We start from the raw sequence: 23,280 nt of genomic DNA on the forward strand, positions 1-23,280 counted from the left end.
CAGGAAGAGCGGCAGCAGGAACAGGATGCCGGGGAACATCTGGGTGGACAGCACGGTGACCGTGAAGACGCGCTTGCCGCGGAAGGAGTAGCGGCTGACCGCGTACGCCGCGAAGACGGCGATCACGACCGAGCAGACCGTCGCGGTGCCCGCCACGATGAGCGAGTTCACGAAGTAGCGCGCCAGCGGGACGGTCGACCAGATGTCGATGTACGGGCGGATCGTGAGACCGCTGGGCAGCCAGCGGAACTTCCCGGAGACGTCCTGGAGCGGCTTGAGCGAGCTGGACACCATGACGTACACGGGCAGCAGCACGAAGCCGGTGAGCAGGGTGAGGAAGACGCGCCGCGACCACAGGAAGGAACGCGGCGGCGCCATCGGTGAGGGCGCGGGCCGGCGGGACGTCCGGGGAGCGTCGGTGGTGCTAGACATCGGCCGTCTTCCTTCCTCGGGAGGTCAGCAGCAGATAGCCGCCCGTCACGATCAGCAGGAAGAGCAGCAGCAGGACGGACATGGCGGAGCCGGTGCCGAAGTTCCAGGTGACGAAGGACGACTGGTAGATGTGGATGGAGATCAGGTCCGCCGCCGCGGGCGCCGACTTGCCGAACAGGACGTACGGCGTGTTGAAGTCGTTGAACGTCCACAGGAACAGCACCAGGACGAGGACTTGGTTGACGGGACGCAGCGAGGGCAGTGTGATCCGACGGATCTGCTGCAACATGCCCGCCCCGTCGAGCGCGGCGGCCTCGTACAGCTCCTTCGGAATGTTCTGGAGGCCGGCCATCACGATGAGGAAGGCGAACGGCCAGCCCTTCCACACCGACACGATCAGCAGGGCGTAGAAGCTGTTGTCGCCGATGAGCCAGAAGGAGGGCTTGTCGGTGAGGTGCAGCTGGTCGTGCAGGACGTGGTTCACCAGGCCGTTGTCGTGCTGGAACATGAACGCCCAGGTGATGACGGCCGCGTAGACGGGCAGCGCGTACGGCACCAGGAAGATGGTCCGCAGCACGCCCCGGCCGCGGAAGTTGTCCTGGAGGTAGAGCGCGGCCGTGGTGCCGATCAGCCAGCACAGGCTGACCGAGAGGAGCGTGAAGACGACGGTGACGAGGAACGAGTGCAGCAGCGCCTCGCCGACGGCGCCGTGGAAGTCCACCGCCAGACGGTAGTTGCCGGTGCCGGACCAGGGCGCGGTGCTCCAGTCGCGGATGTAGAACTGGGTGAGTTCTTTGAAGCTCATCGCGACGCCGATGACCATCGGCACCAGGTGGACGAGGAGTTCGAGGAGCAGGGCCGGAAGCAGGAGCAGGTACGGCAGTCCGATGCGCCTGATCCGCCCGGGGCGGCGCGGGCCGCGCGCCGCCCCGGGGGAGTGCTCGGGCACCGACCGCGTGCCTGCGGGAGGGGCCGTGGTCGTCATGAGGGTGTCGGTCCTCACTTCGCGGGCATCTGCTGCTGGGCCTTTTGCAGCTTGGCCTTCACCGACTCGGTGGTCACCGTGCGACCGGCCGCCGTGTCGGCGAACAGGTCCTTCACGGCGGTGCCGACGGCGGTCTCGAACTGCGACTCGTCGGGCACCTGCGGCAGCGCCTGCGCACTGCTCGTCAGGGTCTGCCGGAGGACCGCCGTGGCCTGGGAGTTGAAGGCCGGGTCCGACTGTGCCGACTTGACCGGCGGGATGGATCCGTAGGTGGTGTTGAGGAGCTTCTGCTCCTCGTCGCTGGTCATGAACTTCACGAACTGGGCCGCGCCGTCGAGGTTGTGGGTGTTCTTGAAGACGGCCATGTTGATGCCGGCGACCATCGAGTTGGTCTGCGCTCCGGTCCCGGGCGCTCCGGACTGGACGGGGGCCGCGGTCACGCCCCAGTCGGAGTCCTTCATCCCCAGCGACTTGAAGGTGGCCGACGCGGTCTGCCAGAGCACCATGCCGGTCTTGCCCTTGGCGAAGTCGCTCAGGGACTGGTTCTGGGCGTACTCGGCGTTGCTCTGGTTGACGATCTTGTCCTTGGCCATCAGATCGACGTACTGCTTGACCGCCGTGACCGCGCCGTCACTGGTGAAGCTGGGCCTGCCGTCCGCGGTGAAGAACTCGGCGCCGTGCTGCTTGGCGAGCACGAAGACCTGGTGGATGTTGTTCGACAGGTTGGAGCCTTCGGCGCCGAGCCCGTTCCTGCCCGTGCCCTCGATCTTCTTGCCGTCGACGACCAGCTCGTCCCAGGTGGCCGGGGGCTTGGTGATCCCCGCGTCCGCGAAGGCCTGCTTGTTGTAGTAGAGCGCGTACGACATCGAGTACAGCGGCACCGCGGCCGGGTCCTTGCCCGGGACTCCGGTGGAGCCGAGCGCCGAGTCGACGAACCGGTCCTTGCCGCCGATCTTGGAGAAGTTGGCGGCGTCCCACGGCAGCAGCGCGCCGGTCGCCTGCAAGGAGGCGCTCCAGCTGTTGCCGATGTTCATCACGTCCGGGCCCTGGCCCGACGTGGTGGCGGTCAGGATCCGGTTGAGCAGATCCGCCCAGGGCACGACCTCCAGCTTGACCTTGATGCCCGTCTGCTTCTCGAACTTGTCGAGCTCGGGCTGGAGGACCTTCTCGTCCACCGAGATGCTGGCGCCCTGGTTGGAGGCCCAGTACGTGAGCGTCTTGGGCGAGTCGTTGGAACCGCCGCCGGAGGCGGAGCCACCGCCGCAGGCCGTGGCCGCGAGGGCGAGTGAAAGGGTGGCGGCGCCTATGGCCGCGGCTCTGATGGTGCGCATGGCCCCTGGTGTCCCTTCCCGGGAGTCGAAAACCGTGAGGTCGCCTTCGGAGACGCCGGAACGGCGGCGTTCGACTCCTGAAGGTCCGCATGGCTTAATTTAAGACGTGAGTTAAGCGGCGCCGGAAGTGAGGCGTCAAGATGTAAAGCAGGGTGTCTCATCCAACGAACTCGCCGCGTGAGGTGCCCGAGTCGGTGTCTGCGGCGGCTGTACGGCCTGTCACCTGCGACGGCGCGACCGGACCGTGCTTTGCAACGGTTGTATCTCGGTCGGGTGTTGAGCCCGGGGCCCCGATTGATGGGTTCAGTGTCCGCTCGGTACGCCGCGAAGTGACATGACACGCGCGCTCTGCTGATACACCGTCAACTGCTCGGCCCGGGATGGGTGCTGGGGACGCCGAGGGTGTCACCACGACGTCGCCAGCAGGTGCTCCGCCGTGGCGGCCGGCCGTGGTTACGCCGTCTCGCGGATGACCAGTTCGGGGTCGAAGACCACGGAAGTCGCCTCCGTGCGCTCGCCACGGATGTGCTGGTCCAGGAGCCGGGCCATCTCCGCCGCCATCTGCTCCACCGGTTGACGGACCGTGGTCAGCGGCGGGCGGCAGGACAGGGCGATGCCGGAGTCGTCGAACCCGATCACCGCCACGTCGTCCGGCACCCGCCGCCCCCGCTCCCGCAGGAGCTGGCAGACACCCTGGGCCATGAGGTCGTTGGCCGCGAACACGCCGTCCACATCGGGGTGTTCGGCCAGGAGACGGGTCATGGCGGCGATGCCGCTGGCCAGGGTGAAGCCGCCCTCGGCGACCGGCACATACGGATGGCCGCCCCGCGCCATCGTGTCGCGGAACCCGGCGAGCCGCTCCTGACTGGCGGGCACGGCCAAAGGCCCCGCCACCGTCGCCGGGCGCCGGCAGCCTCGTTCCAGGAGCCGCCGGGCTGCGAGCCGTCCGCCGTCGCGGTGGTCCAGGTCCACATAGCTCAGCGGCACCGCCGGTGTGGGACGCGCGAACAGGACGGTCGGCAGGTGCGCCGCCGCGAGCAGGGTGGGCAGCGGGTCGTCGGGGTGTGTCGAGACGACCAGCGCGCCGTCGGCGCGACCCTGCCGCAGATAGGTGAGCACCTCGTGGCGGTCGTCGGGCGACTCGGCGAACATCAGGACGGGGTGCATCGAGCGCGGTCGCAGGAAGCCGACCACCCCCGCGACCACCCGGCCGAAGAACGGGTCGGCGAAGACCCGCGCGGCGAAGGCCTCCTGGCTCTCCTCGGGGCCGCCGCCCGCGCCGGACACCACCAGGGCGATGGTCTCGGCGCGCCGGGTCACCAGGGACCGGGCCGCCCGGTTGGGCGCGTAACCCGTGCGCTCGATCGCCCGCTGTACCTGTTCCTGGATCGCCGGGTCCACATTGCGGACGCCGTTGACGACCCGGGACACGGTCGCCCGGGAGACGCCCGCCTCGCGGGCGACGTCCTCAAGGGTGGGGGCCTGCCTGCTCATGCCCCGCACCCTAACGGCATGCCGGGGACACCGTATAGAGCGCTCTCCCTCCTCCCGAAAGGACGCCGGGCCGGTCGTTTCCACGCAGGTGCGAGCAGACTCAGCCGGCCGCCCGCAGTGCCACTTCCAGGGACAGCGGTACGTCCCCCGCGGAGCGGCCCGCGAGCACCCGGAAGGGCCCCGCCTCGGTGCGCCAGCGGCCCGCGCGCTCGTCCCAGTGCCGCAGTGCCTTCGCCGGGACGTGCACGACCGCCGTCACCGTCTGCCCGGCACGGGCATGCACGGCCGCATAGCCCGCGAACCACCGTCGCGGGTACTCCACCGCGCCGTCGGGCCGGGCCAGATACACCTGGACCACCTCACGGCCCGAGCGGGGACCGGTGTTGCGTACCCGGACACGCACGGCGAAGGACTGGCCCACCGTGAGTTCCGGCGGTCCGCTCAGCTCCTCGTAGTCCCAGGACGTGAACCCCAGGCCGTGTCCGAACCAATAGGCCGGTGTCCGGCCCGCCCGCAGCCAGCCCCGGTGACCGATGTGCAGTCCCTCGGTGTAGTCGAGGCGTCCGTCGGACGGGGAGGTGTTGGTGACGGGGGCGTCGGCGAGCGTGGCCGGCCAGGTGGTGGGCAGGCGCCCGCCCGGTTCCCGCAGCCCGAACAGCACATCGGCGAGGGCCGCGCCGCCCTCCTGGCCGGGAAACCAGGACAGGAGCAGCGCCCCGACCTCATTCCGCCAGGGCAGCTCCACCGGCCCACCGCTGTTGACGATCACCACCGTGCGGGGATTGGCCGCCGCGACCGCGCGGACCAGGGCGTCCTGATCGGAGCCGAGCCGCAGATGGACGCGGTCCCGGCCCTCGCACTCGTCGTCCTCGGTCGTGCCGACGACCACGATCGCCACGTCCGAGGTGCGGGCCGCCCGCGCTGCGGCGTCCAGCGCGGCGTCCGTGTCGGGGACGGGCGGGGCGGCGCCGACGATCACCGCGCGACCCGTGTCCGGGGCGAGCTCGCGACGCGCGACAAGGAGGGGGAGGGTACCTGCCGTGACCTCGGCCGTGACGGTCCGCACCGGAGGCATGACATGGATCAGGGCCGGGTCGTCGGTCTCCCTGGCGAAGTCGCCGTTCAGGAGCTCGCGGTCGTCCAGGCGCAGGCTCATCCGGCCGAAGCCGGCGATGCCGAACGTCCAGGCCCCCGTCTCGCGCGGACGCAGCTGGGCCCGGATCTCCACCGTGTGCGCGCCCGGAGGCAGCTCGGGCTCCAACTGCCTTGCACAGAAGCGGTGTTCGGCGTGCAGCTCGACTCCGTCGGCGTCCAGGATCCGCAACAGGACACCGGGCGCCCCGGAGTCCGGATCGGTGCACAGGGTCCCGTCCAGCGCGGGCGGTGGCCCGGCGAGGGTGGGGCCCGGCACATGCACCACTTCCGCCCGGCCGCGCAGCCGCCCGCGCACGCCGTCCAGGAGGCCGACCTCGGCCTGTGGGAACACCCCTGCGCTGCCGCCCCCCTGGGTGCGGGTGCGCGTGGCACGGGCGCCGATGACGGCCACCGTCGCCAGGCGCTCGGTGTCCAGCGGCAGGACGTCCCGGTTGGCCAGCAGGACCGTACCGGCGGCCGCCGCCCGGCGTACCAGGGCCCGAACCGCCGCCGGGCGCGGACGCGGCCGGCTGGGCGGCCGGTCCATCGAGCCCAACGCGCCGAGCCAGTGGCCCAGTTGAAGCAGATGGCGCACCTTGGCGTCCACGGCCTCCTGGGGGACCTCCCCCCGCTCCACCGCTCGCAGCAGCGCGTCCCCCCACGCTCCCTCGGGCCCCGGCATCACCAGATCGAGGCCGGCGCGCGCGGTCTCGCACGTGCTGCGGACCGCCCCCCAGTCCGATACGACCACGCCGTCGAAGCCCCACTCGGTCCGCAGCGGGGTGGTGAGCAGTGAACTCGCCGTCGTGGTCGTGCCGTTGACCGCGTTGTAGCCCGCCATGACGACCCGGACGCCGGCCGCCACCGCCGCCTCGAACGGCGCGAGGTACACCTCCCTGAGCGCCCGTTCCCCGACCCGCACGTCCACGGTCAGCCGGTCCGTCTCGGAGTCGTTGGCCACATAGTGCTTGGCCGCGGCGGCCACCCCCTGTGACTGGACGCCGCGTACCAGGGCCGCCCCCATGCGGCCGGTCAGTTCGGGGTCCTCCGAGAGGCACTCGAAATGCCGGCCGCCGAGGGGGCTGCGATGCAGATTGAGGTTGGGCGCGAGAACCACGTGCACGCCCTTGCGCCGCGCCTCCAGGGCGAGGAGCGAGCCGAGCCGCTCGACCAGCGGCTCGTCCCAGGTGGCGGCGAGGGCGGTGGCCGAGGGCAGAAGCACGGCGGTGTGCCGCTCGTCCCACGACGGGCCGCGCACCCCCGCCGGGCCGTCCGACATCACCCACGGCCGCAGCTCGACGGCCGGCTCCGCCGCCGTGCGCCAGGTGTCCGCGCCGGTGAGCAGCCTCACCTTCGCCTCCGGCGTGAGCTTGTCGATCAGCCGGTCGAGCTCGTCCTCGTCCCTCATCCCGTCCCCCCTCGTCGCCCGTCCCCGTACTCGTCAGTGACGGGTTGTCAGTTATAGATGCCGAACTCGTACAGCGAGTAGCCGTAACCGGTCCCGCGCGCGGTGCCGTTGACGCGGACGTAGCGTCCGGTGCCCTGGAGATCGAAGTCGTCCACACCGCCGTTGCCGTCGGTCACCGTGCGCAGGGTTGCCCAGTTCTGGCCGTCGTCGGACGTCTGGATGGAGTAGGCCTTGGCGTACGAGGCCTCCCACAGCAACTGCACGTGCTTGAACGACGTGCGGGTGCCGAGGTCCACCTGGAGCCACTGCGGGTCGCTCCAGTCGCTGGCCCAGCGGGTGGTGTTGTTGCCGTCCACCGCGTTCGCCGCCGTGCACGGGCAGTCGCCGTAACTCGCCTGGAAGGACGAGGCGGTGGCGGGTTTGCCGCGGGCGATGTTCGTTCCGTTCACCACGGGTGGCACGACCTTGATGGAGCGGGTCTCGACGCCGACATTGCCGTGGCCGTCGGTCGCCTTGACGTAGACCTTCCAGACGCCCGGCCGGTCCGGCGCGGTGAACTTCAGCCTGCCGCCGCCCAGGTTGGTGAACGGCAGGGACACCAACTGCTTGCTGGCGTCAATGTAGTTGCTGTTGTCCAGGACCTCATAGGTGATCGGATCGCCGTTGGGGTCGGTGGCCCGGACGTCCAGCGTGACATCACGGCCGGCCTGCACACTGCCCGCGCCGCCCTCGACATCGAGCGCGGAGATGACCGGGGAAGTGTTGTCGTGCGAGGTGTCCGCGCCGTACGCACGCTTCACCGCGTAGTAGGAAAGCCGCTTCTGGCCGGCGGGCAGCAGGTTGAACCAGATGCCACCGAAGTCGTACTCCGTGCCGTAGTGGAACATCGTCGCACCCAGGGCGACACCCTTGTGTCCCGTGACGCAGCCCCACGCCTTGGTGTAACCGTCGGCCTTGGCCTGGTCGGTGGGCTCCTGCGGCACGCCGTTGGCGTCGTTGGGCACCTCCCACTCGCCGGCGGGCCCGGTCTCCGTGACGATGTACGGCTTGTTGTAACCGCCCTGCTCCCATGCCGACTTGACGTCGCACACGGCGTTGTAGGAGTTGACCGCGTACAGGTCGAGGTCGGGAGCGTTCTTCTTGAAGTACGGCCACGCTCCCACCCAGGCGTCGGTCGAGGTCACCGGGTGGTTGGGATCGATGCTGTGGATCTTCTTGGTGATGTCATTGACGAGCGTGGTGTAGGCGTTGCGCTGCTGCTCCAACGCGGTGCCGCTGTAACAGTTCTGGAGGCCGAGCACGGATTCGTTGCCGACGTCCCACATCAGGACCCCGGGGTTGTCCTTGTAGGTCTGCACCCACTTCGGGAACTCGTCGAGCACCTGGTTCTTGTACGCCGTGTCGGTGAGGTAGTTGACACAGCCGCCCGAGCCGGGACCGCCGCCCGGCTGGAGCCAGAACCCGGCGATCACCTTGATGCCGTGCGCCGCGGCCGAGTCGAAGAGGGGCTTGCTTGAGGCGTCGGTGCCCCAGGTGCGGATGGTGTTGACGCCCATGGACTGGAGGTCGGGCAGGTACTTGTCGGCATCCGCGACGGAGGGACCCCAGGTCAGGCCCTTGATCTGGTACGGATGTCCGTCCACGGACAGCTGCCAGTTGCCCTGGGTGCCGGTCACTTTGACGACACTTCCGGCGGCGTGCGCGGTCGTCGCGGGCAGGGCGGCGAGGGCGCCGACGGTCAGGACTCCTGCGGCCAGGGGGGCCAGCAGTCGGCGTGGGCGGGTGCGGGGTGGTCGGCTCATTGCGGGTCCTCTTGGTGTGGGGGCCGGTGGTGGTGGCCGGCCCGGCCGCGGCGGGACGACGGGGCGGCCGGGCCGGCGTATGGGGAGGGCGAACTGGCCTACGGGAGGCGGTAGTTCGCGTCCAGGGCCGCACCCGCCTCCGGGTGGGTCTGGTCGTAGCCGCGCGCGTCGCACTGGAGACCGCCGACGACGCAGTGGTTCACGAGTGCCTTGAGCGTGGCGTCGTCCCAGGCGTTGAAGAAGTCGTAGTGGAACGAGTAGCTCGGTCCGCTCGCGAGCTTCGCCTGGGAGAGGTCGCCGTTGACCGGGAAGGCCATCTTGAACTCGATCATCGGCAGGGCGACCGGGTGGTCGGCCGGGCAGACGTTGTCGTTGGTGCCGGGCTTGACCACGGGGTAGGCCATGTGACTCTTATGGTCGGGGGTGTCCAGGTACTTCCCGTCCCAGCAACTCGGCGCCTGGAAGCGGATGTTGAGCTGGACATCGGCCCGGTTGGGGCAGTTGGCCGGGAAGTTGACGTTGAAGTAGCTGTCACCGCATTCCCAGCCCTCCACGAAGCCCGGGTGGTTGCGGAACTCGTCGGCCGTCTGCATGGGGCTGCCGACCACGAAGCGAAGCCCCTTGGGGAAGGGCCGGACGCTGGTGTAGTCGGTGACGCCCGCCTTGTAGTAGATGGTCTGGAGGCCCACCGGCAGGATCTTCTGGGTGCCGTTGAACAGGGAGGGCATCCAGTAGCCCGACTTGTCCCCGGGTGCCTTGCAGGTCGTGGAGCCCGCGTCCAGCGAGGCGGTGGTGCTGTTGGCGTTCGTGGTGGTGTTGCCCATGAAGGTGTGGTCGTGGGACTTGCCCGGCTGCTGCGGATAGACGATCGGGTCGTCCGGAGCGGTATGGGTCACCGAACAGTTCGCCTGGAACTCGTGGAAGTAGCGGTGCGGCGGATCCTGCGTGGACGGTGATACCCCGGTGACCGGCGGGTTCGCCGGAATGTAGCCGTCGCCGTCGGGGTCGTCGGGCGAGCCGGCGGTGGACGCGGGCATGCCCGCCATCCCCGCCATGCCGCTCATGTCGTGACCCTGCTGTGCGGCGGTGGCCGACGAGGCGGCAGGGGAACCGCCCGCGGGTGCGTCGACACTCGCGGCGACGCCGCCGAGGCCGAGCGTGGTCAGCAGGACCGCGCCCGCGACCAGCGTGCCGGAAACGAGCTTCGATCTCCGTGGCATGGAGACCTCCTGAAGGTGGGGGATGGGGAGGCAGAGCGGGCCACCGGCTGCGCTAGTTCACCGGCCGGTTGCCGGGAGAGCGCTCTCCCGTCCTGGAGTCTCGGGGCGCCGGAGTGAAGGTGTCAAGGGATGCGACCGGAGAATGGAGAGCGCGCCGCGGCCCGGCCGGCGGACCCAATGGCCTTGCGGGCAGGGCGGGTTGAGCCCCACCTGGCGGATCGTCAGGTTCCCGTCTGTAAGGTGACGACCTATGAACGCAAACCCCGGGGATTTCTGCCGCAACCCTTGACGTTGCCTTCGGCGGGATGAAGCATTCCCCGGCGAGAGAGCGCTCCCCCACCCCCCTTCGTTCACCTCTTGAACCAGGAGAGTCGCCCCATGCCCCCAGTTCCGCCCGACTCCAGCGACCCCCGCCCGTCCACGGTCACCCGCCGCACCGTGCTCGGCGCCGTCGCCGCGACGGCCGCCTCGGCCCCCCTGCTCACGGGGCTCGCCGCACCCGCCTCGGCGGCTCCCGCGGCCGTTCGGCCGCGCGCCCTGCCCGGCGGGGGAGACCTCGGCCCCAATGTGCTGATCTTCGAACCGGGCACCGCCGGCATCCAGGCGAAGCTCGACCAGATCTTCCACCAGCAGGAGTCGGCCCAGTTCGGCACCGGCCGCTACGCCCTGCTCTTCAAGCCCGGAACCTACAGCGGCCTCAACGCCCAGATCGGCTTCTACACTTCGATCGCCGGGCTCGGGCTCTCACCGGACGACACCACCATCAACGGGGACGTCACGGTCGACGCCGGCTGGGCCAACGGCAACGCCACCCAGAACTTCTGGCGCTCCGCGGAGAACCTCGCACTCGTCCCGGTCAACGGCACCGACCGCTGGGCCGTCGCACAGGCCGCGCCGTTCCGCCGGATGCACGTGCGCGGCGGCCTCAACCTCGCGCCCTCCGGCTACGGCTGGGCCAGCGGCGGCTACATCGCGGACAGCCGCATCGACGGGCAGGTCGGGCCGTACTCGCAGCAGCAGTGGTACACCCGGGACAGCGTGATCGGCGGCTGGGTCAACGCCGTGTGGAACATGGTGTTCTCCGGCGTCCAGGGCGCCCCCGCGCAGAGCTTCCCGAACCCGCCGTACACCACGCTCGACACCACGCCGGTCTCACGCGAGAAGCCCTTCCTCTACCTCAACGGCAGCGAGTACCGGGTCTTCCTGCCGGAGAAGCGCACCAACGCGCGCGGGGTCACCTGGGGGAACGGCACGCCCAGGGGCACCTCGCTGTCCCTTTCCCAGTTCTACGTGGCCAAGCCCGGCGTGAGCGCCGCCACCCTCAACCAGGCCCTCGCGCAGGGCCTCCATCTGCTGCTGACCCCGGGCATCTACCACGTGGACCAGCCCATCCAGGTCGACCGCGCCAACACCGTGGTGCTGGGCCTCGGTTACGCGACGATCGTGCCGGACAACGGAGTGACCGCACTGCGCGTCGCCGATGTGGACGGTGTGCGCCTCGCCGGATTCCTCATCGACGCCGGGCCGGTCAACTCCGCCACCCTCCTTGAGGTCGGCCCCGGTGGCGCCTCGCGCGACCACTCGGCCAACCCCACCACCGTGCAGGACGTGTTCGTACGCATCGGCGGGGCCGGCGCGGGCAAGGCCACCACCAGCATGGTCATCAACAACCGCAACACCATCGTCGACCACACCTGGGTGTGGCGCGCCGACCACGGCACGGGAGTGGGCTGGGACACCAACCGCGCGGACTACGGAGTCGTGGTCAACGGCGACGACGTGCTGTGCACCGGTCTGTTCGTGGAGCACTTCAACAAGTACGACGTCCAGTGGCTGGGCCAGCGCGGTCGCACCATCTTCTTCCAGAACGAGAAGGCCTACGACGCACCGAACCAGGCCGCGGTGCAGGACGGCAACGTCAAGGGCTACGCCGCCTACAAGGTGGGTGACAACGTCACCGCACACGAGGCCTGGGGGCTCGGAAGCTACTGCAACTACACCGCCGACACCGGCATAGTGCAGCACCACGGCTTCGCCGCTCCGAACACCGCCGGGGTGAAGTTCCACGGCGTGCTCGTGGTGTCGCTCGGGGGCAACGGGCAGTACGAACACGTCATCAACGAAGCCGGTGCGCCGACCTCGGGCACGTCGACGACGCCGTCCACGGTGGTGTCGTACCCCTGAGCCCGGTCGGACCCGGTCCCTCCCCGGCGCGGGGGAGGGACCGGTGGCCGGGGCGGCCGGAGGCCCTCCATGGGGGTCTACTGGGCAGGCCCCCGGGGCCGAGGCCCCGGCGAGCAGGTGCCGCCCTGCTCGTCACCGGTCGGGGGAGGAGCGCCGACAGGGAGGCTCACGGTGTGGGAGCGGATTCCCGGCCGGGGGCGGCCACCGTGCGGACAAGCAGCACGGCCGCGGCGATGATCATCAGGAAGCCGAGGGCGTAGGGCGTGGCGTGGCCGGTGCTCGCGTAGAGCCATCCGGCGAGCAGGGGCGCGGTCATCTGTATCGCCGAGCCGATGGATGAGATCCCGCCCGCCAGCCACCCCTGTTCGTCCGCGCCGACGGCATTGGACATCAGCCCGTCCAGCGCCGCGGCCATCGCGCCCTGGCCGGAGGCGAACAAGAGGGCTGCCACGGCGAGGAGTTGGGGCATGTCGAGGGACAGGGCGACCAGGGCCATGCCGCCGCACCCCACCGCTTGGGCGACGATCCCCGAGATGACGACACCGCGCTCCCCGATGCGGGGCAGGAGCAGGGCGAGCAGACCGCCCTGGACGGCTATGTCCAGGATCCCGGCGGCCGAGAGCAGCAGGCCGACCTGGGTGGGTCCCCACCCCACGGCGTCCTTGCCGAGGACGGACAGGTTGTTGGCGTAGAAGTAGAAGGGGATGCTGACCAGCGTGAACCCCGTGAGCAGGACGCGTAGTTCGGTGCGGGCGAAGGCGTCCTTGAGGACCTTGAACGGGTGGAGGTCTTCGAGCCCCAGCCGGGCCGTCCGGTTCTGCGGGGCGAGGCTCTCCGGGAGCGCGAAGATCGAGACGACACCCACGAGAACAGCGGTGACCGCGGTGGCGTAGACGGGCGCGTCGAGGCTCACCTTCGCAAGGAAGCCGCCGATGGCGGGCCCGAGCATCATGCCGACGCCGGTGAGCGCGCCGAGCAGCCCGTAGCGCTTGGTGCGGTCCTTCGCCGGGGTGATGTCGGCGACGTAGGCGAATATCGCCGGCATGTCCCCGGCCGTCAGCCCCTGGATGGCCCGCGCCGCGACCAGCACCCACAGAGCGCCGCCGACGCCGAACATCGCATAGCCGGCCGCCGCGCCGAAGGCGCTGATGATCAGGACGGGCCGGCGGCCGACCCGGTCGGAGAGGCCGCCGAGCAGGGGCGCGACGATGAATGCGCACAGGGCGTTGACGGATTCGAGGACGCCGACCCACAGGGCGAGCGAGCCCCCGCCGACGTATTCGAGCGTCACGAACGGAAGGACCGGAAAGACCACGGTCATCCCGATCGAGTTCAGCAGGGTCAGACACACGATGACGAACCAGGCCCGCCGGGGTGCGGCCGGCTCCTTCGTCGTCAGGGGCGCGGGATCAATGGGTGACAGGGTCACGGCTTCCTCCAGCCAGCGTTCGGAACGCCGCGACGCAGCGCCTTTCAGAACGGTACCGTAATCAGAACCGTTCTGACTTCGCAACTGCTATGGTTATTGCATGACGGCACGCGAGGCGACGAATGACCAGCTCGGGCGGCGGGAGCGAAAGAAGGCGCAGACGCGCAGAACGATCGCGGAGACGGCCCTGCGGCTCTTCCTGGAGCGGGGGTACGACGACGTCGGCGTGCGCGAGGTGGCCCAGGAGGCGGACGTGGCAACGGCCACGCTGTTCGCCCATTTCCCGTCGAAGGAAGCGCTGGTGTTCGACCAGGACGACGAGCAGGAGGAGGCACTGCTCGACGTCGTGCGCCGACGCGCCGAGGGTGTCTCCATTCCGGAGGCCCTGCGGCGCTGGTTCCATGCGATGGCCGACACGGCCAGGGGCGAGCCGGACCTCGACCGATTCCACCGGCTCATCGAGACGACACCGGCCCTGCGGGACTACTCGGCGAAGATGTGGCTGCGTCATGAGCAGGCGCTGACGGATGCCATCGCCGCCGAGAGCGGCCTGGCCGCCCCCGACACCGCCTCCCGCCTGGTCGCCCGTACGGCCCTCGGGGTCATCCCGTCGATCACATCGCTCGACGAGGCCACCCGGATCATCGACGAGACCTTCGACTTCGTCGAAGCCGGATGGGCCGCCACCGCGGCGCGGGCGCACGGCGGTGTGGGAGCGAAGAGCGGTCGTCGCGGCTCCGCCGGTGCGTAGTGACACCACCGGTGGGTGGTCGGGGCGGCCGGTCGAGAAACCGCTTTCGCCGACGGCGCGGCACGACGATCATGGGATGGAGCCGTTGTGCCACCTGAAAGGAACCGCTGCCATGCCCGTACCAGCCGACCGGACGGTCCTCCATCCGATGCCCGGGCAGCCGAGGGTGGTGCTGCTCAAGCCCCTCGTGAAGTCGCCGCTGATCGAGGTCGGTGAGTACTCCTATTACGACGACCCGGAAGACGCGACCGCCTTCGAGACGCGCAACGTGCTCTACCACTACGGGCCGGAGAAGCTGATCATCGGCAGGTTCTGTGCGCTCGGCACCGGAGTGCGGTTCCTCATGAACGGGGCCAACCACCGCATGGACGGGCCGTCGACCTTCCCCTTCCCCACCATGGGCGGCTCATGGGCCGAGCACTTCGACCTGCTCACCGGCCTGCCCAACCGCGGGGACACCGTCGTCGGCCATGACGTCTGGTTCGGGCACGGCGTCACCGTGATGCCCGGCGTGCGCATCGGACACGGAGCCATCGTCGCCGCGGGGGCGGTGGTCACCTCCGATGTGCCCGACTACGGGATCGTCGGCGGAAACCCGGCCCGGCTCATCCGCACCCGCTACAGCGATCCCGACGTGGCCCGGCTGCTGGCCGTGGCGTGGTGGGACTGGCCGGCGGAGCACATCACCGAACACGTACGGGAGATCATGGCGGGCAGCATCGACGATCTGGAGGCCGCCGCCCCGCATTCCGCGCATTCCGCCAGGGAGTAGCCGGGGCTCAGTGCCGGGGGCTCACGATCATGCGGATGTCGTCCGCCGCCCGTAGCACGAACCGCTCGACCGGGACCACTTCGTGCCCCGGCTCCGGCGCGAACCGGAGGCGCCTGAGGAGCACGGCGAGCGCCAACTGCGCCTCGACGGTCGCCAGTTGTGCGCCCTCGCAGCCGCGCGGCCCGAAGCCGAAGGGGATGTGGGCGAGCCTCGGCCGCTGGGCCGCCTCCTCCGGGGTGAACCGTCCGGGCCGGGGCCCAGCGGTCCGCGAGCGCCGCCGCCAGTACGGTGAACCGCGCGAAGTGCCGCTCGTGGCCGTCCCGGTGCCCGGCAGCTGGGAACCGTACGACGGGACCGTAGGCGGCGTGCAGCAGCCGCTGGTAGTAGTGGTACAGGCCGCCCGCTGCCGCGATGGCGCCCGCACCACCGTCCGTCCGGGGCTCGGGGCCGGGGATCCGCATGGCCGCTCCTCCTGGCTCGAATCGCGGGACGGCCCGCCGGGCCGCCGCCACCGTGCTGGTGGAACAGCCAACGGGAAGGACCGCCCGGCACAAGGGTGCCGTGAGCCGTGTCTCACCTGGCCGGTGCCGCTTGTCTATGCAACGAGTTGCATAGAAGGATTCGGGCATGGCGCTTGAGCACGCGATCCTCGTCTCGCTGTTGGAGAAGCCGGGCTCCGGTTATGAGCTGGCCCGGCGCTTCGACCGTTCCATCGGCTACTTCTGGGCGGCCACCCACCAGCAGATCTACCGCATCCTCAAGCGCATGGAGGGCGACGGCTGGATCGACGCCCGAGCGGTGGCGCAGCACAGCCGGCCGGACAAGAAGGAGTACTCCGTCTCCGACCCGGGGCGGACCGCCCTCTCGCGGTGGCTGCACGAGCCGATCGAACCCGAGAGCGTCCGGCACGAACTCGCCGTGAAGATCCGGGGAGCGGCCTTCGACGACCCCGCGGCACTGCTCCGCGAGGTCGAGCGGCACCACCGCGCCCACGCGGACCGCCTCGCCCACTATCTCGCCGGCGAACTGCGCGACTTCACCGGACCCGGGGCCCCCGCACCCGACCCGGGCCGCGAACTCCAGCACGTCGTGCTGCGGGGCGGCATCGCGTACGAACGGATGACGCTCGCCTGGCTCGACGACGTGATCGCCACCCTCCACCGCCTCGGCGCCGAGCGCTGAACCGACGACATCCGTACGGGCGCCCGCCCGCGCCGCACCTCCGGCGCCCGCGCCCACCTCGACCGACCGACGATCCCCGCTCCACCGACGTCCTCCGCCCACCCTTCCGAAGTCTTCCGTCCACCCCTCCTCAACTCCCCGAGCCGGAAAGGCGAATGGCCATGGCCGACGCGCTTTTGTTCAACCCGCACACCTATGACCCGACGCACTTCGACCCCGAGACCCGCAGGCTGCTGCGTGCGACCGTCGACTGGTTCGAGCAGCGCGGCAAGCGCCGGCTCATCGAGGACTACCGATCGCGGGCCTGGCTCGCCGACTTCCTGGCGTTCTCCGCCAAGGAGGGCCTCTTCGCCACCTTCCTCACTCCGGCCTCCGCCGCCGGAGAGGGCGAGGGCGACAAGCGCTGGGACACCGCGCGGATCGCCGCCCTCAACGAGATCTTCGGCTTCTACGGCCTCGACTACTGGTACGCGTGGCAGGTCACCATCCTCGGCCTCGGCCCGGTCTGGCAGAGCGACAACGCCGCCGCCCGCACGCGCGCGGCCGAACTCCTCGACCAGGGCGAGGTATTCGCCTTCGGCCTGTCCGAGAAGACCCACGGCGCGGACATCTACTCCACCGACATGCTCCTGGAGCCCGACGGCGACGGCGGGTTCCGGGCCACCGGCAGCAAGTACTACATCGGCAACGGCAACGCCGCCGGGCTCGTCTCCGTCTTCGGCCGCCGCACCGACGTCGAAGGCCCCGACGGCTATGTCTTCTTCGCCGCCGACAGCCGCCACGAGGCGTACCACCTGGTGAAGAACGTCGTCGACTCCTCGAAGTACGTCAGCGAGTTCCGTCTGGAGAACTACCCGGTCCGCGCCGAAGACGTCCTGCACTCCGGCCGGGCCGCCTTCGACGCGGCCCTCAACACGGTCAACGTCGGCAAGTTCAACCTGTGCACAGCCTCGATCGGCATCTGCGAGCACGCGATGTACGAGGCCGTCACGCACGCGCAGAACCGCGTTCTGTACGGCCGCCCCGTGACCGCCTTCCCGCATGTGCGGCGGGAGTTGACCGACGCGTACGTACGCCTGGTGGGCATGAAGCTGTTCAGCGACCGGGCCGTCGACTACTTCCGCTCCGCGGGCCCCGACGACCGCCGCTACCTCCTCTTCAACCCGATGACGAAGATGAAGGTGACCACGGAGGGCGAGAAGGTCATCGACCTGATGTGGGACGTGATCGCGGCCAAGGGCTTCGAGAAGGACAACTACTTCGCGCAGGCCGCGATCGAGATCCGGGGCCTGCCCAAGCTGGAGGGCACGGTCCACGTCAACCTCGCCCTGATCCTCAAGTTCATGCGCAACCACCTCCTGAACCCCGCGGACTACACGCCCGTCCCGACCCGGCTCGACGCGGCCGACGACGCCTTCCTGTTCCAGCAGGGCCCGGCCCGCGGTCTGGGATCCGTGCGCTTCCACGACTGGCGTACGGCCTACGACGCCTTCGCGGAGCTGCCCAACGTGGCCCGCTTCCGCGAACAGGCCGACGCGCTCTGCGCGTTCGTGACCACCGCGGCGCCCGACGAGGAGCAGAGCCGCGACCTCGACCTGCTCCTCGCCGTCGGCCAGCTGTTCGCCCTGGTCGTGCACGGCCAACTGATCCTGGAGCAGGCCCGTTTGACGGACCTGGACGCCGACGTGCTCGACGAGCTCTTCGCCGTCCTCGTGCGGGACTTCTCCGCGCACGCCGTCGAGCTGCACGGCAAGGACTCCGCCACGCCGGAGCAGCAGGGCTGGGCGCTGGGCGCGGTCCGCCGCCCGGTCGTCGACGAGGCCCGCTCGGGCCGGGTCTGGGACCGGGTCGAGGCGCTGTCCGGCACCTACGAGATGGCTCCCTGACCGATGCCCCTGCCGCCGGGCGGCCGCTGACGACCGCCCGGCCGGCACCTCAGCCGAGGTGGGGATAGTCCGGCAGGGTGATCGAGTTGGCCGCGCGGCCGAGCTCGTCGGGCGGGGTCCTGCGCTGCTCCGCCGACCGGTTCTGGGCCAGCCGCTGGTTGTCGCGGACGTAGTCCCGCGTCAGATCCTGGTACCGGGCGAAGGCGGCGCGGTGGTCGTGGGGGTGGTTCGCGAGCTCACCCGCGAGTACATACGCGCCGACCATCGCGATGCTGGTGCCCTGCCCGGATCGGGGCGAAGGGCAGTAACCGGCGTCGCCGACCAGCCCTACGCGGCCGTTCGACCAGCGGTCGAGACGGACCTGGCTCATCGAGTCGAAGTAGAAGTCCGGCGCGTCCCGCATGCTTTCCAGCAGCCGCGGCGTCTCCCAGCCGACGCCGGCGAAACGCTCGGCGAGCATCGACTTCTGCTGGGCGAGGTCGCGGTGGTCGTAGTCCAGTTCCGGGGAGTCGAAGAGCAGCATCGCCCGCGCCTCGGTGTTCTGCCGTGCGCTGTAGACGCCGACCAGCATGTCGTCTCCGGCGTGATACATCTGCCAGTGGTCGAGGTCCAGGTAGTTCTCCACGCTGAAGATGGCGAGATAACTGCCCAGGAAATGAAGGAAGTCCGACTCCGGGCCGAAGGCCAGCCTCCGCACCTGGGAGTGCAGTCCGTCCGCGCCGATCACGAGGTCGAAGGCGCGCGGAGGTGTGTGAGCGAAGCGGACCTCCACGGTGTCCTCGTACTGCTCGACGGAGGTGATGGAATCTCCGAACAGATACTCCGTGCCGTAGCGGCTCGCGTCGAACAGTAAGGTCGTCAGGTCGTCCCGCATGATCTCGACATCGTCGTTGTCGATCAGGCCGCCGGTCAGGGTGGCCTCGGTGGACCGGGACAGCTCCTCGCCCCGGGCGTCCACGAAGGACATGCCCCGCATGTCGGTCGTGGCGGCCCGAACCTTGTCCAGCAGCCCCATCCGCTCCACGACGCCCAACGCCGAGCCGCGGATGTCGATGGCCTGCCCACCCCTGCGCAGCCCGGGTGCCCGCTCCACCACCGTGGGCGTGAATCCGGCCCGCTGCAACCAGTGGGCGAGCGTCAGTCCCGCCACGCTGGCTCCGGATATGAGTACGTTCCTGCTGCTCATGGCTCTCCCGGTCTGCTGATGCGGATCGCTGGTGCGCGTCGCTCGGCCGTGCACCGATGCCCGCGGACGCGCCGAGTCCGAGTCTTCGCAAGGGGCTGCCACGTCCGCAATGCACAGATCGGCAACGAATGGTTGCGTTCCGGGCAATCTGCCGTGGCGCCCCCGCAGGTGGCGCCAGTCGACGGCCGCCGTCCGGTCAGGACCCGTAGACGGCGGTGGCGATCCGGGCGAGCGAGTGGATGAGCGGGGTGGAGGCACTTTCACGCCAGGCGAGCACCAGACGGCTCGGGGGCATGTCGGTCAGGGGCACCACCGTCAGGCCCTCTCCCGCGGGGTGGTCCAGGGGCATCAGTCCGACGGTGCCGTTCCAGAGGACGGCCTGGCGGCACTCCTGGACGGCTCGTACTTCGGGCCCCTCGCGTGGCCGGCCGCCGTTCCAGTAATCCTGCCAGAGCGGGTCGGTGCCCTCCGGAAAGACGAACCAGCGACGATCGGTCAAGTCGGCTACGGATAGAGCGACTTGACCGGCCAGCGGATCGTCGGCGCGAAGCAGGGCGCCCACCCGGTCGGCGCGGAGCCCGTGGACGGTCAGGCCGGTCTCGTCGAACGGCCCCCGGGTCAGGGCGACATCGACCGCCCCGGCGTGCAGCCCGCACGTCGGATCGCTCAAGTCGGCCTCGCGCACGTGCACTTCGACGCGTGGATGCTGCCGTCGGTAGGCGTCGGCCAGCCGTTTGGCGCGCGGGTCACCGCCGTCACCCAGGATGCCGAGGGTGAGGGTCACGGCTCCGGCCGCCTCGGCCACACGCTGGCGTGTCCGCTCCGCCCGGCCGAGCAGGGCACGGGCCTCGTCGAGCAGTACCGCTCCCGCCGGTGTGAGGGCGACCCCCTGCGGAGAGCGGTCGAGCAGCGCGGCGCCGAGTTCCGTCTCCAACTGCTTGATCGCGCGGCTCAGCGGCGGCTGGCTCAGGTGCAGCCGCCGGGCGGCCCGGCCGAAATGGAGTTCCTCGGCGACCGCGACGAAATAGCGCAGCGTGCGTAGCTCCATGCTGCGACGATACCCGTCCGGTATCGGTGCCACGAGACGGGTCTTGGACGGTCGCCGGGCCCGCGCAGTGCAATCGGGGCATGACCTACGAACCGCAGCACAGTGAACTACCCGCCGATCCCGCCGTGTTGGTGGTCGGTCCGGACGACGGCGAGACGATCGTCCTGGGCACCACCCGGCTGCGCCTGCTCGAAGACGGCAGCAACACCGGGCACCGCCTCGGGATCGCCGAATCCGTGCTCGCCCCGCACACCCCCGGCCCGCCGCAGCACCGGCACGCCCAGCACGACGAGGGCTTCTACATCATCTCCGGCACGGTGCGCTTCACCGTCCGGGACCGCGACTACGACGCCTGCGCCGGCACCCTCGTGATGGTCCCGCCCGGAGCCCCGCACACCTTCGCCAATGTGACCGGTCAACCGGCCGTCATGCTCAGCACGTTCACGCCGGACCTGTACGTCCAGTATTTCCGGGACCTCCAGGACATGATCGCCGGCGGTCAGGCGGTGACCCCCGAGGCGACGATCCGAACGATGAGCCGGTACGCCACGGAGCCCGCCGCCGACTTCGGCTGAGGACGGGGCTCAGTAACCGCTCAGCAGGGTCCGGACCCTGCGCAGCTCCTCCGGCCCCGCCGAGCTGCGCCACCGTGACGGGTCGGCCGGCCGGCGCCCCCACAGCAGCAGGACCCGGGTGGCGGCGTCGCTCTCGATGGTGGCGGTCCCTTCGGGCGGGGCCAGCCGAATGCCGGTGCCCTCGGCGTCGGCGGTCACGACGACATCGTCGGTGCCGGGGGAGCGCAGCCGCCCCTCGATCCTGCCGTCGGGCCCCAGATCGAGGCCCTTGCTGCCCTTGGCCAGCAAGGGCCGGCCCACGGACGCCACGCTGTGCTCGGTCATCCAGGGCTCGGTGAGCGCCTGCACCGCCGTGCGGTCGTCGCCGCTCAGGTCCCAGCGGTGCAGGATCAGCTCCTCCCGCATGTGTTCCGCGAAGAACGGCGCGTTCACCGAGCGACCCGTCCACATGATCTCGGTGTCGGGCGACAGATCGCGTTCGGCTGCCGCCGCGACCTCGGCGAGCCGCTCGCAACCGCTCATGAACGCCGCCCAGAGGTCGGAGTCGGACATCCGCCGGTAGGGGTCCTCCCGTTCGAAGCCCCGCGTCTCCACCGGCGCGCCCGAGAGAAACGCCTGGAGGACCCGGGTCAGTTCCTCGGCATTGCCCGTCTGGTGGGCCAGCACGTCCCGTACCGTCCACGCCTCGCACCAGGTGCCGTCGTCGGGCCGGTGGGCCCGCACCTCGTGGAGGAAGGGAGCGAGCTCGGGCAGGGCGTCATCGACGTGGGAGGGAATCACGTGCCACGGGTATCCCGAACCGGCACCCCGCCAAACCGGTCGGCCCGAACGACGCCCGGTCGGCTGACGGACCTCACGACCGCCGCCCGCACCCCGGGCCGGGGCCAGGGCGACCGGCCGGCGATCGGCCCGTACGTACGCGCGATGTCTTCACCCGATCGTGAGTTCCTCCGGCCGAGTACCTGGTGCCTCGCGATTCTGGAAGGGATGGCATATGACGGGCGTCTTCCGTCCGTGCCGCGGGTGATCCGGCTGTGCCGTGGGTGAGGGGAAGCCATGACAGGGGAAGCGGGACGACGTGGGGGCCTGGAGGAACACGCGCTCTTATGCGCGGCGGGCCTCGCCGATCTGGCGGTGAGCACCCTGGGCTCGGCCCTGGGAGTCGTGCGGGGGCTGCTGCGCCGCTCGGACGCCGCCGACCTGGCGGCGGACGCCGAGAACGAACTGCTGGCACGCGGCCGCCTGGTGAGGGACCGGTACGCGGCCGTACCGCCGGCCCATCTGGAGGTGCTCGCCCAACACGCTCTGGCTCGGCGGGCCGGCGATGTCTGAGCGGTGGGATCCGGCCGCGTTCAAGGCCCGCGTCGACGAGGTGCTGCGCCAGTTCGTGGCCGCGGAGGCCGAGCAGCTGTCGGCCGTCGACCCCCTACTCGCGCCGGTGGCAGGCCAGTTGGAGGCGGCGGTCGCCGACGGCAAACGGCTGCGCTCGGCGTTCTGCTACTGGGGCTGGCGCGCGGTGGGGCAGCCCGACAGCGACGCGCTGGTGCGGGCGGCGGCAGCCATGGAACTGGTCCATGCCGCAGCCGTCGTCCACGACGACCTCATCGACGACAGTCCGTTGCGGCACGGCCGCCCCACGGCACACATCGCGTTGCGGGGAGCCGTGCGCCGGCGGCCACGAGCCGTCGCGGCCGCGAGATCACTGGCGATGCTGGTCGGCGACCTGCTGATGTCGCTGGCCGGGCAGCTCTTCGCCACCAGCGGCCTGCCCGCCGCCTATCTGGCGCGGGCCCGCCCGCTGTGGTCGCTGCTCGCCCGGGACCTGATCGCGGGCGAGTGCCTGGAGATCCTGCGCACCGGCACCCCTCCGGACACCTCCGCCTCGCTGAAGGTGATCCGGTACAAGACCGCCAAGTACACCGTCGAACAGCCCCTGTTGATCGGTGCCGCCCTGGCCGGGGCCGGCGAGCGGCTGCGACAGGGCTACTCCGCGTACGGGCTGCCGTTGGGCGAGGCCTTCCAGCTGCGGGACGATCTGCTCGGCCTGTTCGGCGACCCGGCGCGCACGGGCAAGGCCAACACCGACGATGTGCGCGGCCACCGGCCCACCGCTCTGCTGGCCGAGACCTGGCGCCTGGCCGACGACCGTGACCGGGAGCGCCTCGCCGCACTGCTCGGCCGCCGCGATCTGGACGAGGAAGGGCTGGCCGAGGTCCGTGCGGTGATGCGGGACCTCAAGGCCCCCGACCGCATCGAGGTGATGATCGGCGAGCGCGTCGACGAGGCCCTCACCGTGCTGGACACCCTGAACGCGCCGGCGCCCGCCACCGCTGCCCTGAGCGCACTGGCACGCTCCGCCGCCATCCGTCTGTCCTGACCCCCCCCGCGGCAAATCCGTGCGTGCCGCCCCGAGGACTTACCCCACCCGCCGTCGACGACCCTGAAGGACGAGGAGATCTGC

Annotated in this window: 19 protein-coding genes and 1 pseudogene; 8 read left to right on the forward strand and 12 right to left on the reverse strand. The window is 70.4% G+C overall.

The genetic code is table 11. The features are described from left to right. From CG740_RS40720 to CG740_RS03890, 7 genes and pseudogenes are all read right to left on the reverse strand, one after another. A pseudogene (locus tag CG740_RS40720) lies at positions 1-378 on the reverse strand (carbohydrate ABC transporter permease); the annotation flags it as partial. A gap of 46 nt (positions 379-424) precedes the next feature. Next, positions 425-1,417 (reverse strand): carbohydrate ABC transporter permease, encoded by a 993-nt coding sequence (locus CG740_RS03865; protein WP_100573419.1) that lies wholly within the window; start codon positions 1,415-1,417, stop codon positions 425-427. Positions 1,418-1,431: 14 nt separating this feature from the next. Further along, positions 1,432-2,748, reverse strand: a complete 1,317-nt coding sequence (locus CG740_RS03870) for an ABC transporter substrate-binding protein (protein WP_100573420.1) — start codon at positions 2,746-2,748, stop codon at positions 1,432-1,434. Between the two features lie 453 nt (positions 2,749-3,201). Next, a complete protein-coding gene (locus CG740_RS03875) occupies positions 3,202-4,242 on the reverse strand; it encodes a LacI family DNA-binding transcriptional regulator (protein ID WP_100573421.1) in 1,041 nt (346 codons plus the stop codon). 100 nt (positions 4,243-4,342) lie between these two features. Then, entirely contained in the window at positions 4,343-6,784 is a 2,442-nt protein-coding gene (locus CG740_RS03880) for a glycoside hydrolase family 3 C-terminal domain-containing protein (RefSeq protein ID WP_100573422.1), read from the reverse strand. A 47-nt stretch (positions 6,785-6,831) separates the two neighbouring features. After that, positions 6,832-8,586, reverse strand: a complete 1,755-nt coding sequence (locus CG740_RS03885; RefSeq protein WP_100573423.1) for a discoidin domain-containing protein — start codon at positions 8,584-8,586, stop codon at positions 6,832-6,834. 98 nt (positions 8,587-8,684) lie between these two features. Further along, the gene (locus CG740_RS03890; RefSeq protein WP_100573424.1) at positions 8,685-9,806 is read right to left on the reverse strand and encodes a DUF1996 domain-containing protein; all 1,122 of its coding nucleotides are present in this window, start codon (positions 9,804-9,806) and stop codon (positions 8,685-8,687) included. Between the two features lie 378 nt (positions 9,807-10,184). Here CG740_RS03890 and CG740_RS03895 point away from each other — a divergent pair, with 378 nt between their 5' ends. Next, positions 10,185-11,990 carry a coagulation factor 5/8 type domain-containing protein gene (locus CG740_RS03895; protein WP_100573425.1) on the forward strand — a complete coding sequence of 602 codons (1,806 nt, stop codon included), beginning with the start codon at positions 10,185-10,187 and terminating at the stop codon, positions 11,988-11,990. Positions 11,991-12,156: 166 nt separating this feature from the next. Here the strand turns inward: CG740_RS03895 and CG740_RS03900 are convergent, their stop codons facing one another. After that, on the reverse strand, positions 12,157-13,419 hold the full coding sequence (locus tag CG740_RS03900; protein WP_199846312.1) for an MFS transporter: 1,263 nt from the start codon (positions 13,417-13,419) through the stop codon (positions 12,157-12,159). Positions 13,420-13,519: 100 nt separating this feature from the next. On the opposite strand from CG740_RS03900, the gene CG740_RS03905 reads away from it, so the two are divergent. Together CG740_RS03905 and CG740_RS03910 are read left to right on the forward strand one after the other, a co-directional pair. Continuing rightward, positions 13,520-14,170, forward strand: coding sequence for a TetR/AcrR family transcriptional regulator (locus tag CG740_RS03905; RefSeq protein WP_100573426.1), 651 nt, complete (start codon positions 13,520-13,522; stop codon positions 14,168-14,170). Positions 14,171-14,282: 112 nt separating this feature from the next. Then, the gene (locus tag CG740_RS03910; RefSeq protein ID WP_100573427.1) at positions 14,283-14,942 is read left to right on the forward strand and encodes a CatB-related O-acetyltransferase; all 660 of its coding nucleotides are present in this window, start codon (positions 14,283-14,285) and stop codon (positions 14,940-14,942) included. A 7-nt stretch (positions 14,943-14,949) separates the two neighbouring features. Here CG740_RS03910 and CG740_RS41825 read toward each other — a convergent pair whose 3' ends face one another. Further along, positions 14,950-15,519: a cytochrome P450 gene (locus tag CG740_RS41825; RefSeq protein ID WP_100573428.1), complete on the reverse strand. Its 570-nt coding sequence runs from the start codon at positions 15,517-15,519 to the stop codon at positions 14,950-14,952. A gap of 50 nt (positions 15,520-15,569) precedes the next feature. Between CG740_RS41825 and CG740_RS03920 the strand changes: the two genes are divergently transcribed. Both CG740_RS03920 and CG740_RS03925 read left to right on the forward strand, forming a co-directional pair. After that, positions 15,570-16,124, forward strand: a complete 555-nt coding sequence (locus CG740_RS03920) for a PadR family transcriptional regulator (RefSeq protein ID WP_100573429.1) — start codon at positions 15,570-15,572, stop codon at positions 16,122-16,124. Positions 16,125-16,285: 161 nt separating this feature from the next. Then, complete coding sequence (locus CG740_RS03925; protein WP_100573670.1) at positions 16,286-18,010, forward strand: acyl-CoA dehydrogenase family protein; 1,725 nt, start codon at positions 16,286-16,288, stop codon at positions 18,008-18,010. A 49-nt stretch (positions 18,011-18,059) separates the two neighbouring features. Here the strand turns inward: CG740_RS03925 and CG740_RS03930 are convergent, their stop codons facing one another. Both CG740_RS03930 and CG740_RS03935 read right to left on the reverse strand, forming a co-directional pair. Beyond that, entirely contained in the window at positions 18,060-19,196 is a 1,137-nt protein-coding gene (locus CG740_RS03930) for an FAD-dependent monooxygenase (RefSeq protein WP_100573430.1), read from the reverse strand. A 196-nt stretch (positions 19,197-19,392) separates the two neighbouring features. Further along, positions 19,393-20,244, reverse strand: coding sequence for a LysR family transcriptional regulator (locus CG740_RS03935; RefSeq protein WP_100573431.1), 852 nt, complete (start codon positions 20,242-20,244; stop codon positions 19,393-19,395). Positions 20,245-20,324: 80 nt separating this feature from the next. On the opposite strand from CG740_RS03935, the gene CG740_RS03940 reads away from it, so the two are divergent. Beyond that, on the forward strand, positions 20,325-20,819 hold the full coding sequence (locus CG740_RS03940) for a cupin domain-containing protein (protein ID WP_100573432.1): 495 nt from the start codon (positions 20,325-20,327) through the stop codon (positions 20,817-20,819). A gap of 9 nt (positions 20,820-20,828) precedes the next feature. Here CG740_RS03940 and CG740_RS03945 read toward each other — a convergent pair whose 3' ends face one another. After that, a complete protein-coding gene (locus CG740_RS03945; RefSeq protein ID WP_199846313.1) occupies positions 20,829-21,599 on the reverse strand; it encodes a maleylpyruvate isomerase N-terminal domain-containing protein in 771 nt (256 codons plus the stop codon). A gap of 276 nt (positions 21,600-21,875) precedes the next feature. Between CG740_RS03945 and CG740_RS03950 the strand changes: the two genes are divergently transcribed. After that, positions 21,876-22,151, forward strand: coding sequence for a polyprenyl synthetase (locus tag CG740_RS03950; protein ID WP_100573433.1), 276 nt, complete (start codon positions 21,876-21,878; stop codon positions 22,149-22,151). Next, positions 22,144-23,196, forward strand: a complete 1,053-nt coding sequence (locus CG740_RS03955) for a polyprenyl synthetase family protein (RefSeq protein WP_100573434.1) — start codon at positions 22,144-22,146, stop codon at positions 23,194-23,196. The genes CG740_RS03950 and CG740_RS03955 overlap by 8 nt, the downstream gene beginning before the upstream one ends. The last annotated feature ends 84 nt before the right edge of the window (positions 23,197-23,280 follow it).

The organism is Streptomyces sp. CB01201 (assembly GCF_002803085.1).
Taxonomy (GTDB): Bacteria; Actinomycetota; Actinomycetes; order Streptomycetales; family Streptomycetaceae; genus Streptomyces; species Streptomyces hundungensis.